General features: G+C 73.8%; 12 protein-coding genes, 2 pseudogenes and 1 riboswitch. Of the genes and pseudogenes, 3 read left to right on the forward strand and 11 right to left on the reverse strand.

Annotated features, from left to right (window positions below):
* Window positions 1–7: 7 nt before the first annotated feature.
* The 11 genes and pseudogenes from PVK37_RS19890 to PVK37_RS19935 form a co-directional block, all read right to left on the reverse strand.
* On the reverse strand, window positions 8–673 hold the full coding sequence (locus PVK37_RS19890) for a response regulator transcription factor (RefSeq protein WP_275029041.1): 666 nt from the start codon (window positions 671–673) through the stop codon (window positions 8–10).
* Window positions 670–1791, reverse strand: a complete 1122-nt coding sequence (locus tag PVK37_RS19895) for a sensor histidine kinase (protein WP_275029042.1) — start codon at window positions 1789–1791, stop codon at window positions 670–672. Before PVK37_RS19895 ends, PVK37_RS19890 begins: the two co-directional genes overlap by 4 nt.
* A gap of 218 nt (window positions 1792–2009) precedes the next feature.
* Window positions 2010–3014 (reverse strand): ECF transporter S component, encoded by a 1005-nt coding sequence (locus tag PVK37_RS19900; RefSeq protein ID WP_275029044.1) that lies wholly within the window; start codon window positions 3012–3014, stop codon window positions 2010–2012.
* Window positions 3015–3082: 68 nt separating this feature from the next.
* Window positions 3083–3709 (reverse strand): annotated as a pseudogene (locus PVK37_RS31710) (AAA family ATPase); the annotation flags it as partial.
* Window positions 3710–3868: 159 nt separating this feature from the next.
* Window positions 3869–4903: pseudogene (locus PVK37_RS31715) on the reverse strand (ATP-binding cassette domain-containing protein); the annotation flags it as partial.
* Window positions 4900–6123 carry a CbiQ family ECF transporter T component gene (locus tag PVK37_RS19910; RefSeq protein ID WP_275029046.1) on the reverse strand — a complete coding sequence of 408 codons (1224 nt, stop codon included), beginning with the start codon at window positions 6121–6123 and terminating at the stop codon, window positions 4900–4902. The pseudogene PVK37_RS31715 and the gene PVK37_RS19910, both read right to left, overlap by 4 nt.
* Window positions 6116–7030: a hypothetical protein gene (locus PVK37_RS19915; RefSeq protein ID WP_275029047.1), complete on the reverse strand. Its 915-nt coding sequence runs from the start codon at window positions 7028–7030 to the stop codon at window positions 6116–6118. Before PVK37_RS19915 ends, PVK37_RS19910 begins: the two co-directional genes overlap by 8 nt.
* Window positions 7027–8466 (reverse strand): prenyltransferase/squalene oxidase repeat-containing protein, encoded by a 1440-nt coding sequence (locus tag PVK37_RS19920; RefSeq protein WP_275029048.1) that lies wholly within the window; start codon window positions 8464–8466, stop codon window positions 7027–7029. The genes PVK37_RS19915 and PVK37_RS19920 overlap by 4 nt, the downstream gene beginning before the upstream one ends.
* Window positions 8467–8552: 86 nt before the next feature.
* Window positions 8553–9041 carry a hypothetical protein gene (locus tag PVK37_RS19925; RefSeq protein ID WP_341483452.1) on the reverse strand — a complete coding sequence of 163 codons (489 nt, stop codon included), beginning with the start codon at window positions 9039–9041 and terminating at the stop codon, window positions 8553–8555.
* 32 nt (window positions 9042–9073) lie between these two features.
* Window positions 9074–10207, reverse strand: coding sequence for a peptidase (locus PVK37_RS19930; protein ID WP_275029050.1), 1134 nt, complete (start codon window positions 10205–10207; stop codon window positions 9074–9076).
* A gap of 100 nt (window positions 10208–10307) precedes the next feature.
* A riboswitch (cobalamin riboswitch) is annotated at window positions 10308–10434 on the reverse strand.
* A gap of 36 nt (window positions 10435–10470) precedes the next feature.
* A complete protein-coding gene (locus PVK37_RS19935) occupies window positions 10471–13653 on the reverse strand; it encodes a hypothetical protein (protein WP_275029052.1) in 3183 nt (1060 codons plus the stop codon).
* Between the two features lie 525 nt (window positions 13654–14178).
* Here PVK37_RS19935 and PVK37_RS19940 point away from each other — a divergent pair.
* From PVK37_RS19940 to PVK37_RS19950, 3 genes are all read left to right on the forward strand, one after another.
* The gene (locus tag PVK37_RS19940) at window positions 14179–15474 is read left to right on the forward strand and encodes a metallopeptidase domain-containing protein (RefSeq protein WP_275029054.1); all 1296 of its coding nucleotides are present in this window, start codon (window positions 14179–14181) and stop codon (window positions 15472–15474) included.
* 97 nt (window positions 15475–15571) lie between these two features.
* Window positions 15572–17011, forward strand: a complete 1440-nt coding sequence (locus tag PVK37_RS19945) for a glycoside hydrolase family 43 protein (RefSeq protein WP_275029055.1) — start codon at window positions 15572–15574, stop codon at window positions 17009–17011.
* Complete coding sequence (locus PVK37_RS19950; protein WP_275029056.1) at window positions 17008–20295, forward strand: discoidin domain-containing protein; 3288 nt, start codon at window positions 17008–17010, stop codon at window positions 20293–20295. Before PVK37_RS19945 ends, PVK37_RS19950 begins: the two co-directional genes overlap by 4 nt.
* Window positions 20296–20533: the final 238 nt, after the last annotated feature.

Below are 20533 nucleotides of genomic sequence, written 5' to 3' on the forward strand. Positions count from 1 at the left end.
ACCGGTCCTAGCTGTCCGGAGTCAGGCCGTGGCGGGTGGCGTAGCTCGCGGCCTCGGTACGGTTCCGGGCACCGATCTTGGCGAACGCGTTGTTGACGTGGGTCTTCACCGTCGTCTCGGCGACGTAGAGCACCGCCGCGATCTCCGCGTTGGTCCGTCCCCCGGCGAGCTGGCCGAGCACCTCCGCCTCCCGTGGGGTGAGCCCGTCCGGCAGCCGCCCGGGTCGCCGCCCGACGGTGGCCCGGCGGCTCATCGCCTCGGCGAGCCGGGCCGCCACCAGCGGGTCGAACAACGCGTGACCGCCGGCCGCCGCCCGCAGCGCCATGGCGATCTCGGCACGTCCCGCGTCCTTGGTCAGGTAGCCCCGGGCGCCGGCCGCGAGCGCGCCCGCGATCGACTCGTCGTCGGCGTAGGTGGTCAGCACCACCACCGCCACCTCCGGGAAGTGTTCCCGGACCCGGGCGGTGGCGGTGACCCCGTCGAGCACCGGCATCCGGAGATCCATCAACACGACGTCCGGCCGGTGGTCGGCGACCAGCTCCAGCGCCCGCGCACCGTCACCGGCGGAACCGACGACGGTCACGCCGTCGGTCAGTTCCAGCAGCGCGGTCAACCCCTCCCGGACCAGTTGCTGGTCGTCGACGACGAGCACCCGCAGCGGCCGCTCGCTCATCCTGGCACCTCCGCGGTGACTCGCCACCCGCCGTCCACGACACCCGCCTCCAATGTTCCACCCACCAGCGCGATCCGTTCCCGTACCCCGGTCAGGCCGAAACCGCCGCCCGCCGCCGTGGCCGCCGGTACCCGGTTCTCCACGGTCAGGCGGACCGACGACCCCGCGTACTCCAGGGTGAGCGTGACCGGAGTGCCGGGCGCGTGCCGGGCCGCGTTGGTCAGCGCCTCCCGGGCCGTTCCCAGCAGCGACACCTCGGCACCGGACGGCAGGCCACGCGGTCCGCCCACGGTGCGCAGCGTGACCGGCGTCGCGTGGTCGACCCGGTGCCCGGCCGCCAGGTCGTCCAACGCCCTGGGCAGGGGCGGCACGTCGGCCCGTAGCGCCTCTACCGCCGACCGGGCCTCGACCAGACCGTCGGCGGCCAATCGGCGGGCCCGCCGGACGCGTTCGGCGGCACCCGCCACGTCACCCCGCTCGGTGAGCTGCGCCTCGGCGACCTCGAGCTGGACCCCGAGCGCACCCAACGAGTGGGCCAGCACGTCGTGCAGCTCACGCGCGATCCGGGTCCGCTCGTCCAGTGCCGCCGCCTGGGCGAGCGCCTCCTGGGTCCGCAGCGTCTCCTCCGTCCGGAGCCGGTGCTCCCGTCGGTGCAGGCTGAACAGCACCAGGATGACGATCATCGCGGGTTGGGTGAGCATCGCGGTCGCGCCGTGACCGGCGAGCCACAGCCCGGTCAGCAGCACCGCGATGACCGCGCCGGTCAATGACAGGATCGCCCACAGCGGCATCCGGGGCAGCAGCACGAACGTGAACAGGCTGCTGTAGAGGAACAACAGCACCGACCCGTTGTGCGGCAGCGGTGTGACGGCCGCCGGCAGCAGGGCGGCCACCGCGAGCGCGATCCGGGCGGCCCGAGGGAACCGGGTGTCCGCACCCACGAAGAACAGCCATCCGGTGAAACTCGCGACGAGCGCCGGCCGCACGAACCCGCTCATGCCGGGATAGAACAGCAGCGAACACACCAGCAGTACGGTCAGCACGATCCGCACCAGCCAACCCGTCTCGGGATCGTCGGCCCGGATCAGCCGCAGCCCCTGGGTGGCCAGGCGGCGCATCGTCGCGAGCAGGGGTCAGTCCCGTTCCCGGAGCACGGTGAGGATCAGGTCCAGCACGAGCAGACGGTAGGCGACGAACGCGAGGCCCACCACCCCGAGGACCACCAGCACCGCCACCACCATCCGACCGGTCACCCTGCCACCCTCCTGCTCCAGGACCCTACCGAGCACCGCGCCCACGACCCGGGTGGTACGACTGCCACGCCGGTCACCGCCGATCAGCTGGCTCGCGACCCGTACGACGCTCCTACCTCGGGAGTTCCGTTCGTCCATGCCCCGAACGCTACGAACCAGTCCCGCTCAACCGGCACCCCCACACGATGGAGACCAGGGTGGAGAAACCTCCCCCTTTCACCTCCCCCTCCCACCCTTCCCCGCCCCGTCATCGGGGCGGGGGAAGCGGTGGGGGAGGTGGGGGGAGAGGGTGCGGGTTGGGGGTGGGTGAACGTTGTGGGGGCGTGGAATGCGGCTCGTCGGGCTGCCCTGCGTAGCGCGGCGAGCACCGCCGGGCCGGCGAGGAGCACCGCCACGGCGGTGGTGACCGCCCGGCCGGTGTCCCAGCCGAAGGTGGAGGTCACGGCGGTGAACACCGCGAAGCGGTGCAGGTTCTCCAGGACCGGCGCACCGGCCACGTAGGACAGCTGGGTGTCCGCGCCGGCGCTGAACGGCCAGAACCACAGGTTCATCAGCAGCCCGTAGCCGTAGGCGGCGAGCGCGCCGTAGCCGGCCAGTACGACGATCTCGACGCGACCCCGTAGCCGCCCCGGCAGCAGGCCGGCACCGAGACCGATCCAGGACGCGGCCAGCATCTGGAACGGCAGCCACGGCCCGACCCCGGCAGTGAGCAGCGCGGAGGCGAACAACGACGTCGAGCCGAGCAGGAACCCGAACCCCGGTCCGAAGACCCGGCCGGCGAGCACCAGGAGGAAGAACACGGTCTCGATGCCGGCGGTGCCGGCCCCGAGCGGACGCAGCGCGGCGTTGACGGCGGCGAGCACCCCGAGCATCGCCAGGGCCTTGCTGTCGATGCCGCCCGAGGTGAGTTCGGCCAGTACGAGCGCCACCAGCACCGGCAGCATCACGACGAAGACCAGTGGGGCCTCGCCGGCCCGGGCGGTGCTCTCCGGAGACGCCGGCACGAACAACGGCCAGGTGAAGGTGGCCAGCGCGGCGGCCGACGCGAGCGCCAGCACCACGGCGGTACGCGGCGCTACCCGCAGCACGCTCGTGTCGGCTCGCCGGCGGGTCCGTGGCGTGCTCGTGTCGGCTCGCCGGCGGGTCCGTGGCGTGCTCATGTCGGCTCTCCGGCCGGCCCGAGCGCGGCGGCGACCTGCTCGACCGTCAACCACGGGGCCGGGGCGAGCACCTTGGCCACCTGCGGGGCGAACGCCGGTGAGGCGAGCATGACCTCGGCCGTGGTGCCGTCGGCCACGATCTCTCCCTCGGCCATCACGATCACCCGGTCGGCCAGCGCCGCGACGAGTTCGACGTCGTGCGTCGCCACCACGATGCTGCGGCCACCGGCGGCCAGCCCCCGTACCAGGGCCACGAACCGGCGCTTGGCGAGATAGTCCAGTCCACGGGTCGGCTCGTCGAGCAGCACCACCGGTGGGGCGGCGGTGAGCTGGACGGCGAGCGCGAGCGCCAACCGCTGTCCCTCGGACAGGTCCCGGGGGTGCCGGTCGCCGGGCAGGTCGGGGGCGAGCCGGTCCAGCAGGGCCCGGCAGGTGCCGCCCGGGACCCCGGACTCCCGGTCGGCCTGGTGGCATTCGGCGTCCACCGTCTCCAGGTACAGCAGGTCGCCGGGCGTCTGCGGTACCAGGCCGACGTGGCGGCGGGCCTGACCGGCCGGCAGCGCCTTCGGGTCCACACCGCCCGCCGGGCCGGTTCCGGCCGGACCGTCACCTTGAGGTCCGGCGACGGCATCGCCCCGGGGGGCGGCGTCGACACCGGCCGGTGGGGCGCCGGCATCGCCCTGGGGGGCGACGACGATGCCGGCCGGTGGGGCGCCGGCACCGCCCCGGGGGGCGGGGACTGTACCGGTCAGTGGGGCTACGGCACCGGCCCGGAGGGCGGGGACGGTCACGGTGCCGGCCTGCCGGGGGCCGCTGCCCTGCACCGCCCACAGCAGGCTGGACTTGCCGGAGCCGTTGCGGCCCATCAGCGCCACCACCCGGCCACGGTGCAGGTCGAGGTCGACGCCGGCCACGGCGACCGTGCCCGGGTACCGGACGACGATCCCCCGGGCGGTCAATGCCACTCCGGTGTCCGTAGCCGGGGCCGGGCCGGGCGGGTTCCGCTCCGGGAGCCGTCCGCGCAGGTCAGCGGCCCGGCGGCGGGCGTCCCGCACCGACAGCGGCAGCGGTGTCCAACCGGCCAGGCGGCCCAGCTCGACGAGCGGCGGGGCCAGGTCCACGGCGGACAGCACCGCCGCCGGCGCACCGTCGAGCACGTGACCGTCACCCGGCAGGTAGAGCAGCCGGTCGGCGTACTGCACGACGCGCTCCAGCCGGTGCTCGGCCAGCACCACGGTCACCCCGAGGTCGTGCACCAGCCGGGTGACGGCGGCGAGCACGTCCTCGGCGGCGGTGGGGTCCAGCGCGGAGGTGGGTTCGTCGAGCACCAGCACCCGGGGATGACTGGTGAGCACCGCCCCGATGGCGACCCGCTGCTGCTGCCCGCCGGAGAGCGTCCGCAGCGGACGGTGGCGCAGCTCGGCGATGCCGAGCAGGTCCAGCGTCTCCTCGACCCGCTTGCGCATCACCGTCGACGGTAGGGCCAACTGCTCCATGCCGTACGCCAGCTCCTCCTCGACGGTGTCGGTGACGAACCCGGCCAGCGGGTCCTGACCGACCACCCCGACCACGTCGGCGAGGTCACGGGGCGGGTGCCGGCGGGTGTCCCGGCCGTCCACGGTGACGGTGCCGTACAGGGTGCCCCCGGTGAAGTGCGGCACCAGCCCGTTGACCGCCCGCAGCAGCGTCGACTTGCCGGCCCCGGTACGCCCGGCGACCAGGCACAGCTCGCCCTCCTCGACCCGCAGCGTGACGTCGCGCAGCGGCGGCGGGCCGCCCTCGGCGTACCGGACGGTCACCCGGTCGAACGTGATCATGTGTGGCCTCCCGGCACCGGGGCCGGCGGCCGGGCGGCGCGGACCGGTTCCGTCGGGGTCGCTGTCGTGGGGCGGCTGCTCCGCGCCAGGGGTGGTGGCGGTGCCAGCCAGGCCGGGGCCGCCGCCACCGCCACGGCGAGCAGCATCGGCACCGTCAACTCGGGCCAGGTGAGCGGGCTGACCGGCGGGTAGAGCAGCTCCGGGTCGACCGCCCCGGCCAGCACCGTCAGGCCGGCCGCGGCCACCCCGCAGCCGGCCACCAGCAGCTCGGCCGGCCGCCAGCGGTCCGGTCGGTACCGGCTGCGGCGAACCCGCCGGCCGGCCAGCAGCATGCCGATCACGGCGGTGACCAGCCCGGCGAGGAGCATCGGCAGGCCCAAATAGCCGGGGCCGGCGGTGTCCAGCAGCCCGTACGTGCCGGCGCAGACCCCGACCAGGCCGCCGAGTACCAGCGTCCCGGTGACGGCCCGCTGTCCGGCCGGCACCGCCGCGGTCCGGCCGTAGCCGCGCGAGTCCATCGCCGCCGCCAGCGCCAGCGACCGGTCCAGGGCATCGGCCAGCACCGGAAGGACGATCCCGCGCAACGCCCGCAGCCCCCGCCCCGACCCGCCGCGCAGCCGCCGCGCCCGGCGTACCCGCAGCACGCTCTCCACCAGCTGCGGAGCGACCGACAGCGCGACCACCACGGCGGTGCCGACCGCGTACAACGCCCCCGGTACGGCCTTGAGGAGCCGTTTCGGGTTGGCCAGGGCGTTCGCCGCCCCGAGACAGATCAGCATGGTCGCCAACCGCAGCCCGTCGTAGAAACCACCGAGCACCTGCTCGGCGGCGACCGGCCCGAACAGCCGGATCCCCGCCGCCCACTCCGGCAACGGGATCTCCGGCAGCCGGACCAGCACGTGCTCGCCCTGGCCGCCACCGAACACGATCCGGAACACCACCCGCATCACCACGACCACCACGCCGAGCCAGACGTACATCCGGAAGGCCAGCGCCCACGGGGCGTCCCCGCGCCGCCGGACGACCACCAGCGCGGCGACCGCGACCAGCAGGGCCAGCGCCAGCGGGTTGGTGGTGTAGCTGGCCGCGGTGGCCAACCCGAGCGCCCACGACCACCATGCGCCCGGGTGCAGGCCCCGGGGCAGCCGTACCGCCGGCCAGCGGCCGCGCCACCGACCAGCGTCAGCGGCCGGCGCACGGCCGACCGTGGCGTCAGCCATCCGGGTCGACGGCGTGCCGGCGGCGGGCGGCGACCAGCCCACCGGCGGCGAGCGCGGTCAGCAGCAGTACCCCGGCGACCGTGCCCCACGGCGGACCGTCGTCGTCGTGGGACGCGGCGACCCCGGTCACCCCGGGCTCCCGCGACGAGCCCCCGCTGGGGGCAGCGTCCGGGGTGGCGTCCGCTGCCGGTCCACCGGCGTTCGGTGCCGGCCCGCTGGACGTGCCGACCGGCGGAGACGTGCCGGCCGAGGCGGGTGGCCCGGACGAGCGTCCCGGCGGCCCGGACGGAACGGGCGCGGCACCCCCACCCGACGGCGGGGCCCCGGTCCCTCCTCCCGGTGGCGGAACCGTCACCCCACCCCCTGTCGGTGGCGGCGCAACCGGTGCGGGCGGGGGCGGTGGGGGTGGCGCGGGCCGCTTCGGGGCCACCCCCGGGCGGGGGGCGTCGTCGGCGGTGCGGTCGAGCGAGAACGACCAGCCCTCGAAACTGCCGGCCGGCGGCTTGCGGTTGGCCACCCCCTTGTCGCTGTACGTCCAGCTGCCGCCGTTCGGGGCGTGCCAGTACGACCAGTAGGCGTCGGCCGGTGGGGTGTCCACGCACTTCTCGGCCGCCGCCGACGGCTTGCCCTCGATCCGGCAGACGAAACCCTCACCCCAGCGCAGCGTGCCGGTGACCGCGAATCCCGCGTTCTTCAGCGCCGCCAGGCCGGTGGCCTGGTCGCCCGGCGCGCAGCGCACCACCGTCCCGCCGCCGAGCTGGTGGAAGTCCACCACGACGGTGACCCCGGAGGCGTCCGGGCAGAAGCCGGCCGACCCTGCGGCCGTCGCCGGACCGCCCGGCGCGGCCACCGAACCGGCGACGGCCAGCGCGACGACCGGTCCTGCGCGGGAGCCCCGCCGGGTCATGCCGTCCGCCGGCGGCCGAGCACGAGCAGCACCACACCGGCACCCACCAGCAGCAACGCGACCAGCACGTAGCTGGTGATCGCCGCGCCGGTGGTCGGCAGGCCACCCGACCCCGGGCCGGCGGGCGTCGTGCCCGGCACCCCGCCGGGGGAGGGTGTCGTCCCGGGCGGGCTGGTCACGGTGGCGCTCGGCGTCGGACCGGTCGGGGTGGTGCCCGTCGGGGTGGGTGTGGCGGTGGGGGTGGGCGGAGCCGTGCCGGTCGGAGTGGACGACGGTGAGGTGGGTGACGCTGACGTGGGCGGCGCTGACGTGGGCGGCGGATCGAGGCCGATCCGACCCAGCGGCACCCGGGCGAGCCCGAGCAGGGCCTGGGCGGTGGCCCGACGCCACTGGTCCCGGTCGGTGTCGGTGATCCCGGCCGCCACGGCGGCGGTGAACCCGGCGGTGTCGTACGCGACGGCACCCGCCTCGGCGGCGGCCGCACCGCCGTTCGCCCCGGTGAGCTGCCACCCGGCCAGGGCCTGCGCGGCCCGATCGGCCTCGGGGTGTCGTCCCGCGGCGGTGAGGGCCTGTCCGGCCAGGCCGGTGCTGTTCGCGTTCGCGCCGGTGGTCGGTCCTGAACCGCCGAACGACCCGTCGGCGCGCTGCCGGGCCACCAGCCAGTCCGCGCCCCTGCGGGCCGCGTTGGCCGCGCCGTCGGCACCGTCCCCGGCGGCGGCCAGCAGCGCCTGCACGGCCATCGCGGTCGAGTCGACGTCGAGGACGGCGTCCGGCTGTTCGTCGCAGGACGGTGAGGGCCCCTGCCCGGTGTCCGGGTAGAGCCGGAAGCCGCCGGCCGCGCACTGCTGCCGGATCAGGAAGTCCACCGTGTCCTGCGGGACGTCGCCGCTGCGGGCCAGCCCCAGCACGGCGAACGACTGGTCGAAGGTGTTGCTGGCGTCCGGTCCACTGTCGGCGGTGGTACGGCTGGTGACCCGGCCCCGCTGGTGTCCAGCACCGGCTCCGGCGATCAACGACAGGGTTTCCGCCCGCAGGTCGTAGCCGCCGAAGTCGGTGGGGTCCGCGCCGGCGGCCGACGCGGCGTAGAGCAGCTTCGCGGTGGCGCCGCCGTCGGTGAAGCCCGGGATGCCCCAGTCGTCGTAGCTGTTGTAGGCGCGTACGTGCGCGGCGACCTGGGCGGTCGCCGCCTGCCGGGTCGGCGCGTCGACCCCGGTGGCGGACAACGCGACGATGCCGTCGATGGTCAGACCCCAGTCCGGGCCGCCGAACGGGCCGGGCAGCGACCCGTCGGTGAACTCACCGGCGAGCCAGGACGCGGCGTCGCGGGCGGCGGCGTCGGGCGGTACGGGTGCCGCCGCCACGGTCAGCGGGACGGCGACGAGAACGGTCGCCGTGGCCGTGGCGAGGCCGGTGGCGAGACGCCGGGACAGAGGCATCAGGGGTGCCTTTCGCAGAGCGGCCGGGGGGATACTCCGGAGGGCCGGCACCCGGTGCGGCGAGGCGCACCGGGTGCCGGCGGGGGTCAGGGAGCGGCGATGCCGGGCGGGGCGCCCGCGCCGAAGGCCCAGCCCTCGACGCTGCCCGGCGCGGGGTTGTAGCTGCTCGCGCCGGAGGTGCTGTACGACCAGGCGCCGCCGCTGGGGGCATGCCAGTACGACCAGTACGCGGTGACCGGTGGGGTGTTGACGCACGGCTCGGTCGCGGCGGTGGGCTGGCCGTTGATCCGGCAGACGAACGCCAGCCCCCACCGGCTGGTACCGGTGACGGTGAAGCCGGCACCCTGTAGGGCGGCCAGTCCGGTGGCCGGGTCGCCCGGGGCGCAGGCGACCTGGACGGTGCCACCGAGGGCGGTGAAGTCGACCACCACGGTGACGCCCGAGGTGCCGACGCAGGCGGCGGCGTGCGCCGCCCGGGGCGCGGGTTCGACGACGGTCAGGGCTACGGCGGCGACCGCGGCGACCAGCAGACCGGCGAGCCGGACGCGCGCGGCGGATCGGTGACGGAACACGATTCCTCCTGGGAACGGGCGGACGGTGGGACGGCTCACGGGCAGGCGGGCAGCGGTGCGCCCGGCGTGGCGTCGGCGGCGGACAGCCGGGCGTACCCGATGCCGGTCAGACCGAGGACGGCCTGCGTGGTGCCCCGTACGGCGGTGTCCGGGTCGAACGCGCCACCGTCGAAGTCGACCGCGCCCCGGTCGGCCGGCGCGCCCGAGCAGCCGACCTGGAGTCCGACCAGGAACGCGCGGGCCCGCGCCCACGCCAGCGGGTGGCGGCCGGCCCGCAGCGCCTGCGCGGCGAGCCCGGTGCTGTTGGCGTTCACGGTGCCGGCCGCGTTGGCGAAGCCGCCGTCGGCGCGTTGCACGGACAGCAGCCACCCGAGCCCGGCGGCGGCGTCGGCCGGCCGGTCGGCGGCCTGCAACGCCTGCACCGCGAGCGCGGTGGCGTCCACGTCGGAGGTGCAGGTCGGCTGCGCCGGCACCACCGGGTAACCGCCGTCGGCGCACCGGGTGCCGGCCAGCCAGCCCGCCGCCGCCGGCGGCGCGCCCGGCGCGGTCCGGTCCAGGGCGAGGATCGCCAGGGACTGGCTGAACGCGTTGCTGTAGTCGCCGTACGCGGACCGGTCGGTGAACCGTCCGTCGGGTTGTTGCAGTGCGCGCAGCCGGGCGATCAGGTCCAGCCCGCCGACGTCGGTCGGGTCGCCACCGCGTACCTGCACGGCGAGGGCGAGTTTGGCGGTCGCGCCCGCGTACGCCTCGGTGCCGCCGTCGCCGAGGTAGCCGTCGCGGATGTCCGGCCGGGTGACCCAGGCCAGCGCCCGCGCGCCGGAGTCGTCGGCGACCCCGGCGGCGGCGAAGGCGAACACCCCGTCCAGGGTGAGCCCCTGGTCCGGGTAGGCGACGCCGCCGAAGACCACCTCGAAGCGTTCCCCGTCGACGAGTTGACGGGCCAACCAGCCGGCGGCGGCCTCCGGGCGGGTCACGACGGCCCGCCCGGAAACGGCGGCGGCCGGGGTGGCCCGCTCGGGAACGGCGGTAGTAGGGGTGGCCCGCTCGGCAACGGCGGTAGCCGAGGTGGGCCGCTCGGGAGCGGCGGTGGCCGGGGTGGTGAGAATGAGTGCGGCGAGTAGGCCGCAGAACGGGGCGAGCAGGTGGTGCCGGCTCAGGCGGACGACCATCGGAAGCGCCTTTCCGGCCCGGCGGTCGTCAGAAACCCGGCCGAACGCCGCCACGCGGAGCCGACCGGGACTCCGACCCGTGGGCCACGACGGGTGGGGGAGCGGACTCGCACGTACGACGGGTATTCGGGCTCGCCGCCAGGTGTCTGCCACCTCGACGGCCTACCGTTGCGGGCCAGCGCCGGACTTCGACCGGACTTCCCCCGCACGTACACGCGTTGATGCAGTTGTGGGCACAGTCTGTCCGGGCCGCCGGTTGCCTGTCAACGCGTCGTGCGTCGCAGCCCGTCGGCGGTCCGGTCGTGCGTCGACGGTGCCCGGGACCCGGCCGCGGGTCGACGGTGCCCCAGGGCCAGCAGCAGGCCGACGGCGGCCCCGGCGGCCCCGACCCCGGCGGCGTACCCGGGCAGGCCGGTCGGGATGCCCAGGTGGACGGTGATGCCGAGGATGCGGGACAGTCCCCACGGCAGCAGCGCCAGCTGGTCGTTCCACACCGTCAACGCACGCTCCGGCCCGATCACCGCGACCAGGCCGGACAGCACGCCGAGCGGTACGCCGGCAGCGGTCAGCGTCCACCCGACGGCGCTCCGGCGGCGCAGACCGTACCGGTCCCGCAGGATCAGGCCGGTGGCCACGAACAGCCAGCCGAACGCGGCGAACGCCACGGTGACGTACGCCGCCCGTGGGGTCGGCGCGGTCCAGAAGACGAACCAGTACCGGCCCGGTCCGCGCCCGGCCAGCGCCGCCAGCAGCAGCACACTGCGCAGCACGGCGACCCCGCCGACCACGGCCCACAGGTGGAACGGGTCCCGCCGACCGACGGCGAGCCGGACGACCAGGGCGAACAGCGCCCACCCGCCGAGGGTCACCAGCAGGTGCGCCGGGGCGGCGAACCAGGTGAACACGAGCCGGCTCGCCACCAGCAGCACCGCCGGGACCAGCCACACCAGCACCCGGTCCACCCGGGACACCGGTGCCGGCAGCGCGCTGACCCGCCACGGCCGGACCGCACCCCGCAGCAACCCCCGCGCGGCGGCCGCACCGGGTCCACGGCCCCGCAGGCCGTACAGGGCCAGCAGCAGGATCGACCCCAGCAGCAGCCGGGCCGCCCAGGCCATCGCCGGGTCCCGGTCCGCGCGCGCCGCGCCGAGGTCGGCGGCGGTGAAGTGGTACGCGGGCAGGTCGACGTCGCCGCCGTAGCGTTGCCGGTGCAGGTCACGGGCCTGGTGGTACGCCGTGGCGGCCCGCCGCCAGTCCCGGTGGGCGGCCGGGGAGCCGGTGTCCAGCCACTGCACGTGCCGCAGCACCATGGTCCGGTACGCGCCCAGCGTCTCGAACAGGTTCACCTGGTAGTCCAGCGTCCGGGTGAACTGCGCGTACAGTCCGGCGTCCCGCCAGGTCCCCGGGTCGGTGGCGGCGACCAGGTCGCGCATCCGGCGGGCCAGCGCGACGGCCCGTCCGCCCTCGGCGACCGCCTCGTCGACCCGGCCGTCGAGCACGGCGTAGATGCTGTCGAGCGCGGCGGAGTCACCGGTCGGAATGTCCCACTCGAAGATCCACATCATGGGTGGGGGTTCCAGCCCGAGCGCCCGTACCGACCGCTGCGCGTACGGCCCGATGTACAGGCCGGTGCGGATGGCCTCCCGGGACAGCGCCATGGCCTGACCGATGGCGGCCACGGTGGCCGGGTCGGCGGAGAACGTGCGGTACGCCCAGTCCGCGGTGACCTGCGCCGGGTCGGTGTCCGGATCCCAGGCCAGCCGGCCCGTGCCGTACGTGTTGAGGTCGGCCAGCTGCCAGAACCCGGCGCGCAGGTGCAGCGTCCGGGGCCCGGCGTACAGCGGACCGCCGTCCTGGGTCCAGTTCCAGACGCCCTCGATCCTCGGGTTGGCGGCGAGGAACTCGCGCAGCGCCCGGCGGTGCAGCGGGTTGAGGTCGTTGGGGAGCGCGCCGAACCCCTCGAACTCGCGCCGGGCCTGGAACTCCACGATCCGGCGGTGCCCACCGGTCAGCAGGGTGGTGTTCAGCGGCAGGTGACTGTAGAAGTCGCCGAGGGTGTACTTGGTGGACACGATCAGGTGCGGGTCGTCGAGCCCGCCCAGCACCCGCGCGTACGACTCCGGGTTGGTGTGCAGGTCCCCGACCGCGCCGACGCCCACCGTCCAGGTGCGGAACACGATGTCCCGGCCGGCCGTGCCGGCGGTGTCCAGCAGGGCACGCAGCATCGCGCGGACACCGGCTTCGGTGGTGACCGCAAGTTTCGACGAGTAGTCCCAGCCGTCCGCGGCGTATGCCTCGCCGCCCTCGCCGACCCGGACCATCAGCCCGTCGACGAACGGCATGCTGTCGAACAGCTCGGCCAGCCCGGCCTGGTAGACCGCCCACAGTCGCGGGTCGGTCACGTCCAGACCGCCGACGGTGCGGGTCAGGTACGCCTCCAGCGGCGGTGACACGGCGAGCATGTCGGTGAGCAGGTAGACCCGCATGCCCAGCTGCTCGGCGTACCGGAAGACCGGGCCGAACGCGGCGACCATCGCGCGGGCCCGGTCGACGTGCGGGTCACCGGGCGGGTAGACCGCGTGCCCGTCACCGACCCGGGCGAAGGTGACGTACTCCAGGAAGCCCGGCACGACGATCCCGTTGTAGCCCTGCGCCACCGAGTGGTCGACGAACTGCCGGAACTGCCCGTCGATGCGGGCCACCGCGCCGGGGTCCACCCAGGGCGCCTCCGGCAGCAGCGCCGCCCGGACCAGGTCGGTGTTCAGGTTGTAGTCGTCGCCGGCGGCGAAGGCGGCCGGGTCGGACCTGCGGCCCACCGCGCCCGCGTCGGTCAACCGCAGGCCGAGCCGGGGCGTGACCACCCGGCCCGCGTCGGCGGCGGGGAGCGCCTCGACACCGGAGCGGATCCGGTCGGCGAGCCGGTACAGCCCGGCCGTGGTGCCGGCGACGTCCCGTCCCTCGACGGTCAACTCGGTGCCGCGCACGTCGAGCCGGTACGACTCCGCCGCCCCGGCCAGCGTGGGCAGGACGGTGGCCCGCAGGGTACGGACCGCCGGGGCGTCGGTTCCCGGTCGGGGAGAGTCTCCGGCGCGAGGAGTCCCGTCGACCCGCCGGGGTCCCGGGGAAGGCCCGGCTGCCGGCGTACCCGGTGCGGCAAGCGTGACCACCGGGCGGGGCAGACCCCGGAAGACGAGCGCGTCCGCGACGGCGGTCGCGGCCGTGCCGATGCGCGGTTCGTCCGGTACGACGAGCGACGCCAACCGTGGTGGTGGGGCGGTGACCCGGGGTGGCGCGGCGGTGGGTGCCTCGGACGGCACGGCGGCGGGGGTGTGGCCCAGCGTCAGCGTGTCGCCGACCACCCAGGCGAGGGTCGCGCCGAGCGCCACCAGGACGACGGCGGCGACCAGCAGCGGGTACGGCCTGCGGACTCGGGCAACGTGAGCCACGTTCGGATCCTAGTCGGATCGTCGGTGGTGCGTGGTCCGGCGGACACGCCACCCGGCGCGGAATCCGGCCGGGGTCGAAAAGGTTTCGAAGTCGTCGACATTCTCAAGACATTGAGGTGCGTCGTTTCTGATTCCGGATTCGGTGCGGGATGGACAGAGCAGCAGGTCTCGGTGTTGTCGATCAGGAAAGACGCCGGCGTTGGCTCGATGGACAGCTTGCCGAAAAGCTTTCCGTCCGGCATGGTGCTTTCAGGCATTGAGGTGGGTCACTTGAAGGATTGGGCGGGGCAGGCGTCGTCCGTCCGGTCGACGCCACCGGCGGCCAGTCGCCGGCCCGGGGACCGGTGCCGCGCGGTCACCCTCCGGCCCGCCTGCTGCGGCGTGGGCAGCCGCGGCGCTCCTCCGGAGAAGCGGCGTGGGCAGCCGCAGCTTCCGCTCGGAACGGCTCCGGGTCGGACGGGCACCGACCTGACCGCATTCACCGAGGAAACCGACAGTCAACCGAACACCGTGAAAGGAGAGAGGATGACCTGGCACCGACGGGCCGCGACGGCGATCGCGGCCCTGGCCCTGTTCACCTCCTATCTGCTGGTCGCCGGCACGGCACAGGCCGCGCCCGGTGACAATCTCGCCTGGACGGCCACCGCCACGGCCTCCTACACCTCGTCGTGGGAGAGCGTGACGGCGGTCAACGACGGGATCGACCCGCCCCGCTCGAACGACACCACCAACCCCCGGTGGGGCACCTGGCCGCAGACCGGCACCCACTGGGTCGAGCTGACCTGGCCCACCGCCCAGACCATCCGGGCGGTGGACGCCTACTTCTTCGACGACCAGGGGGGAGTCCGCCTACCGTCCACCTGGCGGGTGCAGTCCTGGTCCGGTAGCGCCTTCGCCGACGTCCCGGGCGCCAGCGGCTACCCGGTGGCCGCCGACCGGTACAACCGGGTGACGTTCACCGCCGTCACCACCACCCGCCTGCGGGTGCAGTTGACCTCCAACGGCACCGCCTCGGTCGGGCTGCTGGAGGTCAAGGCGCACACCGACCCGCCCACCACGAACCCGCCGCCGACCAGCGGGTGGAACCCGCCGGCCAACCTGGTGCAGCCGCTGGGCGAGGTGTGGCAGCACGTGGAGCAGACGTACAACAACGGCAACCTGTACGGGTTCCGCAACTACGGCTGGGACCAGGTGATGGCCAACCGGGGTTACCTGAACTTCTGTGTCCGATGGGACTCGTCGGCGTCGGTGACCGCGGCGCAGCGGGACCAGATCCACGCCGCGCTGGCCCGGCAGTACAAGAAGTGGTTCGACACCCTGGCCGGGCACAACGCGTGGCCGTACACCGAGGTGCCGGTGCGGGTCGTCGGGTGGGCGGTCCGGGACCGGGCCCAGTTGCAGTGGTCGGACACCTCCGTGGACATCTACGTGGGCGACATCCGGGAGAACGCGCCGCAGTGCTCCGAGCCGTGCGGGCGGTTCTTCAACCAGAACGGGCAGTACCCGAACTGTCCCGGCGGGGTCGCCCGGCACTACGACCAGTCGCTGTGGCTGACCGACGGCTTCGCCGGCGGCGCGGGTGGTGACTGGGGCCAGCGGGTGGGCCGCGAGTACTTCATGAACAACATCAACGCCGCCAACATGCACATCCTGCTGCACGAGATGGGCCACACCTTCGGCCTCGACGACTTCTACGACTGGACCCCCACCGGCGTCGGCGGGTTCCTGATGAAGGCCGGCAGCGCCAGCCAGATCACCGAGTTCGACACCTGGATGTTCCGCGACTGGTGGCGGCACCTGAAGAGCCGCTACGGCTACTGACCACCGCCGGGGCCGTCGGCCGGCTCACCACCGGCCGGCGGCCCGCCGGTCCCGCGACACCGGTGCCCGTCCCCCTCCCACCCCGACAGGAGACACCGTGCGACGACGTCCCCTCCTCCGCGGCCTGGCCGCCGGCTGCGCGGCGGTGCTCGCCGCGAGCCTGGCGCCCGTGCCACCCGCCTCCGCCGCCAACCCCGTCATCACCACCGTCTACACCGCCGACCCCGCCCCCCTCGTGGTCGGCAACACGATGTACGTCTACGCCGGCCGGGACGAGGCCCCCACCGGCGGCACCAACTTCGTCATGCGCGAGTGGCACGTGCTGTCGACCACCGACGCGGCGAACTGGACCCACCACGGCGCGCGGGCCACCATCGGCACCTTCCCGTGGGCCGGGGCGGACGCCTGGGCCAGCGAGGTGGAGTACCGCAACGGCAGGTACTACTGGTACACCTCGGTCAACGGCAACGGTCCCGGCTGGATGAACATCGGCGTCGCCGTCGCCGACAGCCCGCTCGGCCCGTTCACCGACGCCAAGGGTGGCCCGCTGATCAGCGACAGCACCCCGAACTCCTCGCCGCTGAACATTGATCCGACGGTCTTCGTCGACGACGACGGTCAGGCGTACCTCTACTGGGGCGGCTACTGGGGACCCCGGGCGGTCCGGCTGGCCGCCAACATGATCGACACGGTCGGTCCGGTGACCACCCCGCAGGGACTCAGCAACTTCTGGGAAGCGCCGTTCATGTTCAAACGCAACGGCCTCTACTACATGATCTACGCGGCGAACGACACCCAGGGCTGCGTCACCTCGTCCAGCTACGCCTGCCAGCGGTACGCCACCGCGACCAACCCGATGGGCCCGTGGACCCACCGGGGCGTGGTGCTCGGTCAGGTCTCCTCGACCACCAACCACGCCGGCGTGGCGCAGCTCAACGGCCAGTGGTACATGGTCTACCACAACGCCGACGCCCCCGGCGGCGGCAACTTCCGCCGGTCGGTCGCCGTCGACCGGATGTACTTCAACGCCGACGGCAGCATCGTGCCGGTGGTGCAGACCCGCACCGGTCCGCCACCCAACCCCGGCGGCGGCCAACCACCGGCCGGCACCAACCTGGCGACGTCGGCCACCGCCAGCACCTCGTACGTGTCCCCCTGGGAGAACCTGGCCGCGGTCAACGACGGCGCGCAGCCGGCCAGCTCCGCCGACCGCGGCAACCCGGTCTACGGCAACTGGCCCGAGCAGGGCACCCAGTGGATCGAGTACCGGTGGCCCACCGCGCAGACCATCGACCGCACCGCCACCTACTGGTTCGACGACGACCAGGGCATCGACCTGCCCGCCTCCTGCCGGGTGCAGTACTGGAACGGCAGCGCCTACGTCGACGTGCCCGGCCAGTCGGCCTGCGGGGTCGCCGGGAACAGCTACAACGTCACCACGTTCGGCCCGGTGACCACCTCCCGGCTGCGGCTGTCCATCACCGCGCGGACCGGCTCCTCCACCGGGGTCCTCGAGTGGATGGCGTTGCAGCCATGAACCGGATCCCACGGCTGCGGCCGGCCCTGGCCGCGTTCGTCACCACCACCCTGCTGGCCGGCACCCTCGCCGTCACCACCGGCGGCCCGGCGCACGCCGCGCAGACCATCGGCTACCCCACCTTCTCCGGGCCGGCCGTGCCGGCCCCACCGGTCGGCTACTCCACCGGCAACACCATGCAGGCCATCTACGACGCCGAGCGCGGCGGCACCGACTTCTGGCTGGACCGGCTGCTGGCCCGGCCGGGCAACGACCCCGCCGGCCCCTGGCTGATGACCCGGGGCCGGGGCCTGTTCATGTACACCCACGACCCGGCGGTGATCGGCTTCGGCGGCAACACCGCCTACTGGGACAACATCTCCAGCCAGCACGCGTACGCCGTCACCGTCGGCACGGGCACGCTGACCGAGCAGGTGGCCCAGCGCTGGCAGGCGCCCAGCCACTGGCGCAGCATCCACACCGGCGGGAACCTGCGGGTGGCCGTCACGAAGTTCATCACCGCGCAGAACGTGGCGGTGACCAACCTGACCGTCACCAACACCGGCACCACCGGCAGCACCGTCGCCCTGCGGGTCACCTCGCCGTACGCCACCGGCGGCAGTGGCAGCGAGCTGACCGGCAGCCGGCAGGTGAAGAACGGCCTGACCACCATCCGACCGCGGCTGTCCGGGGACGGGTTCACCGTCAGCGGCGGCGGCCTGAGCCGCTCGGTCACCCTGGCCGCCGGCCAGAGCGTCACCACGAAGGTGCAGCTGGGCGTCGTCACCGACGAGATCCCCGAGTCGGCCACCGAGTACGCCAGCTACCGTGACGCCACCCCGGCGGACGCCTTCGCCACCCACGTGCGGGCGTACCACCGCTGGTGGGCCGAGAACGTGCCCTACCTCGACGTGCCCGACCCGGCCATCAAGAAGAACATCTACTACCGCTGGTGGCTGATGCGCTTCAACCACCTGGACGTCGACATCCCCGGCCAGGACTTCCAGTTCCCCACCTCGATCGAGGGGGTGACCGGGTACAACAACGCCATCGTGCTCACCCAGCCGATGCACGTCGACGACCTGAAGTACCTGCGCGACCCGGTCTACTCGTACGGGCCGTGGCTGTCGGTCGGGCAGTCGTCGGCCAACGGCCGGTACATGGACAACCCCGGTGACCCGGAGAACTGGTCCAACAGCTACACCCAGTACCTCTCCGAGGCGGCCTGGCGGGCGTACCAGCTGCACGGCGGGCAGCCGGCGATGCTGCGCAACCTCGCCCGCTACGCCGAGAGCGACGTCAAGGGCCAGCTCGCCACCTACGACACCGACGGCAACGGGGTGATCGAGTACGACTGGGGGGCGATGACCGGCAACGACGCCGACGCGGTGTCGTTCGACTGGCGGGCCGGCAGGCTGGACCGCGCCGAAGGGGCGTACGTCTACAGCAACGCCCTGGCCGCCGCGCAGGCGTACGCGGTGTTGGGCGACACGGCCAAGGCCGACGAGCTGCGGGCCCTGGCGAACCGGGTCCGCGACGGCATCGTCGGCGTGCTGTGGAACCCGAGCCGGCGGCTGCTGGAGCACCGGCACGTCGCCACCGACACCCACGTACCGTGGAAGGAGATCAACAACTACTACCCGTACGCCGTCGGGCTGATGCCGAACACCGCCACCTACCGCGAGGCGCTGCGGCTGTTCGACGACCCGGCCGAGTACCCGATCTTCCCCTTCTACACCGCCAACCAGCGGGACAAGGCCGCCGCTGCCGCCGCCGGCCACCCCGGCAGCAACAACTTCTCCACCATCAACTCGACGGTCCAGTTCCGGCTCTACTCGTCGGTGCTGCGCAACTACCCGAACCAGTGGATGACCGCCGAGCACTACAAGAAGCTGCTCTACTGGAACACCTGGGCGCAGTACGTCGACGGCAACACCCAGTGGCCGGACGCCAACGAGTTCTGGTCCAACTGGAACGGCTCGTCGATCACCTACCGGTCCTGGATCCACCACAACATCCTCGGCAGCAGTAACTGGACGGTGATCGAGGACGTCGCCGGCCTGCGGCCACGCACCGACAACACCATCGAGCTGCACCCGATCGACATCGGCTGGTCCCACTTCGCGGTCAACAACCTGCGCTACCGCAACGCCGACCTGAGCGTGGTCTGGGACGACCCGGCGGACGGGGTCACCCGGTACCCGGGCGTCCCGCAGGGCTACTCGATCTATCTGAACGGCAACCGGGTCGCCACCGTGGACCGGCTCACCCAGGTCCGCTACGACCCGGCCACCGGCACGGTCACCCTGCCCGCCGGCGGCACCACCACGTTCAGCGCCGCCTTCGCCGGCCTGCAACTGCCACAGCAGGTCGGCCACACCAGCGCCCGGATGGTGGACATGTTCGCCAAGGCCGGGGTCGACCTGACCTCCACCACGCCGAACCTGGCCCAGGGCGCGACGACCTCGGCGTCGTACACCGCCGCCGGCACCGCCACCGGCGCGGCGGTCGACGGGTTCCCCACCAACGCGCCGATCTGGGGCAGCGCCGGCTCGCCGAACGCCACCGACTGGTACGAGGTCGACCTCGGCCAGAACCGGACCGTCGACGACGCCTGGGTCCACTTCCGGGACGACCGGGCCGGCAACCGCTACCGGGCACCGGCGTCGTACACCGTGCAGTACTGGAACGGCACCGCCTGGGCGGCCGTCGCGAACCAGGTGAGAACGCCGGCGACGCCGCGGGCGAACCACAACCGGGTCCGCTTCACCCCGGTCACCGCCCGACGCCTGCGGGTGCAGGTGACCCACGCGTCGGGCTTCCGTACCGGCCTGACCGAGGTCAAGCTGTACGGCCGGGGCGGCGCACCGCCGCCGTCGCCGGGGAACCTGGCCGGTGCGGCGAGCCCCTCGGCGTCGTACACCTCGCCCTGGGAGACGGTGGCCGCGCTCAACGACGGCGTCGATCCGCCGTCGTCGAACGACACCACCAATCCCCGCTGGGGCACCTGGCCGGAGACCGGCCCGCAGTGGGCGGAGCTGACCTGGCCGACGGCCCAGACGCTGCGCTCGGCCGAGGTGTACTTCTTCGACGACACCGGTGGCGTGCGGCTACCGTCGTCCTGGCGGTTGCAGTACTGGACCGGTACGTCCTACGTCGACGTGCCGGGGGCCAGCGGCTATCCCACCCTGCCGCACCGGTACAACCGGGTCACCTTCCCGGCGGTGAGCACCTCTCGGCTGCGGGTGGCCCTGGAACACGGCACGAGTTCGGTCGGCCTGTTGGAGATCAGGGCGACCGGCTGACCCCGGCGACCGGTGGTGGGCGGGCCCTCCGCCCGCCCACCACCGGCGTGCCCTGCTGGCGGCAAACGTTTGCCGGGGGTGTTGCGGATCTGTCGGTAATCACCTGGACATCTTGCCGAAACCCTTTTCGGGGACCATCCTCAATGCCTGGGCATGTTCGTCGGGGTCGAGCAGAGCGGGGTGTGGTCGAGGTGCACGGTCACCAGGTGTTGGACAGCCCACGGTCGGACAGGTCCGC

The organism is Micromonospora cathayae, assembly GCF_028993575.1.
Lineage (GTDB): Bacteria > Actinomycetota > Actinomycetes > Mycobacteriales > Micromonosporaceae > Micromonospora > Micromonospora cathayae.

What these genes read in the sequence shown, in the direction of transcription:
- PVK37_RS19890 (WP_275029041.1), bottom strand. Translation starts at nt 673, where the DNA reads ATGAGCGAGCGGCCGCTGCGGGTGCTCGTCGTCGACGACCAGCAACTG.
- PVK37_RS19895 (WP_275029042.1), bottom strand. Translation starts at nt 1,791, where the DNA reads ATGCGCCGCCTGGCCACCCAGGGGCTGCGGCTGATCCGGGCCGACGAT.
- PVK37_RS19910 (WP_275029046.1), bottom strand. Translation starts at nt 6,123, where the DNA reads ATGGCTGACGCCACGGTCGGCCGTGCGCCGGCCGCTGACGCTGGTCGG.
- PVK37_RS19915 (WP_275029047.1), bottom strand. Translation starts at nt 7,030, where the DNA reads ATGACCCGGCGGGGCTCCCGCGCAGGACCGGTCGTCGCGCTGGCCGTC.
- PVK37_RS19920 (WP_275029048.1), bottom strand. Translation starts at nt 8,466, where the DNA reads ATGCCTCTGTCCCGGCGTCTCGCCACCGGCCTCGCCACGGCCACGGCG.
- PVK37_RS19930 (WP_275029050.1), bottom strand. Translation starts at nt 10,207, where the DNA reads ATGGTCGTCCGCCTGAGCCGGCACCACCTGCTCGCCCCGTTCTGCGGC.
- PVK37_RS19940 (WP_275029054.1), top strand. Translation starts at nt 14,179, where the DNA reads ATGACCTGGCACCGACGGGCCGCGACGGCGATCGCGGCCCTGGCCCTG.
- PVK37_RS19950 (WP_275029056.1), top strand. Translation starts at nt 17,008, where the DNA reads ATGAACCGGATCCCACGGCTGCGGCCGGCCCTGGCCGCGTTCGTCACC.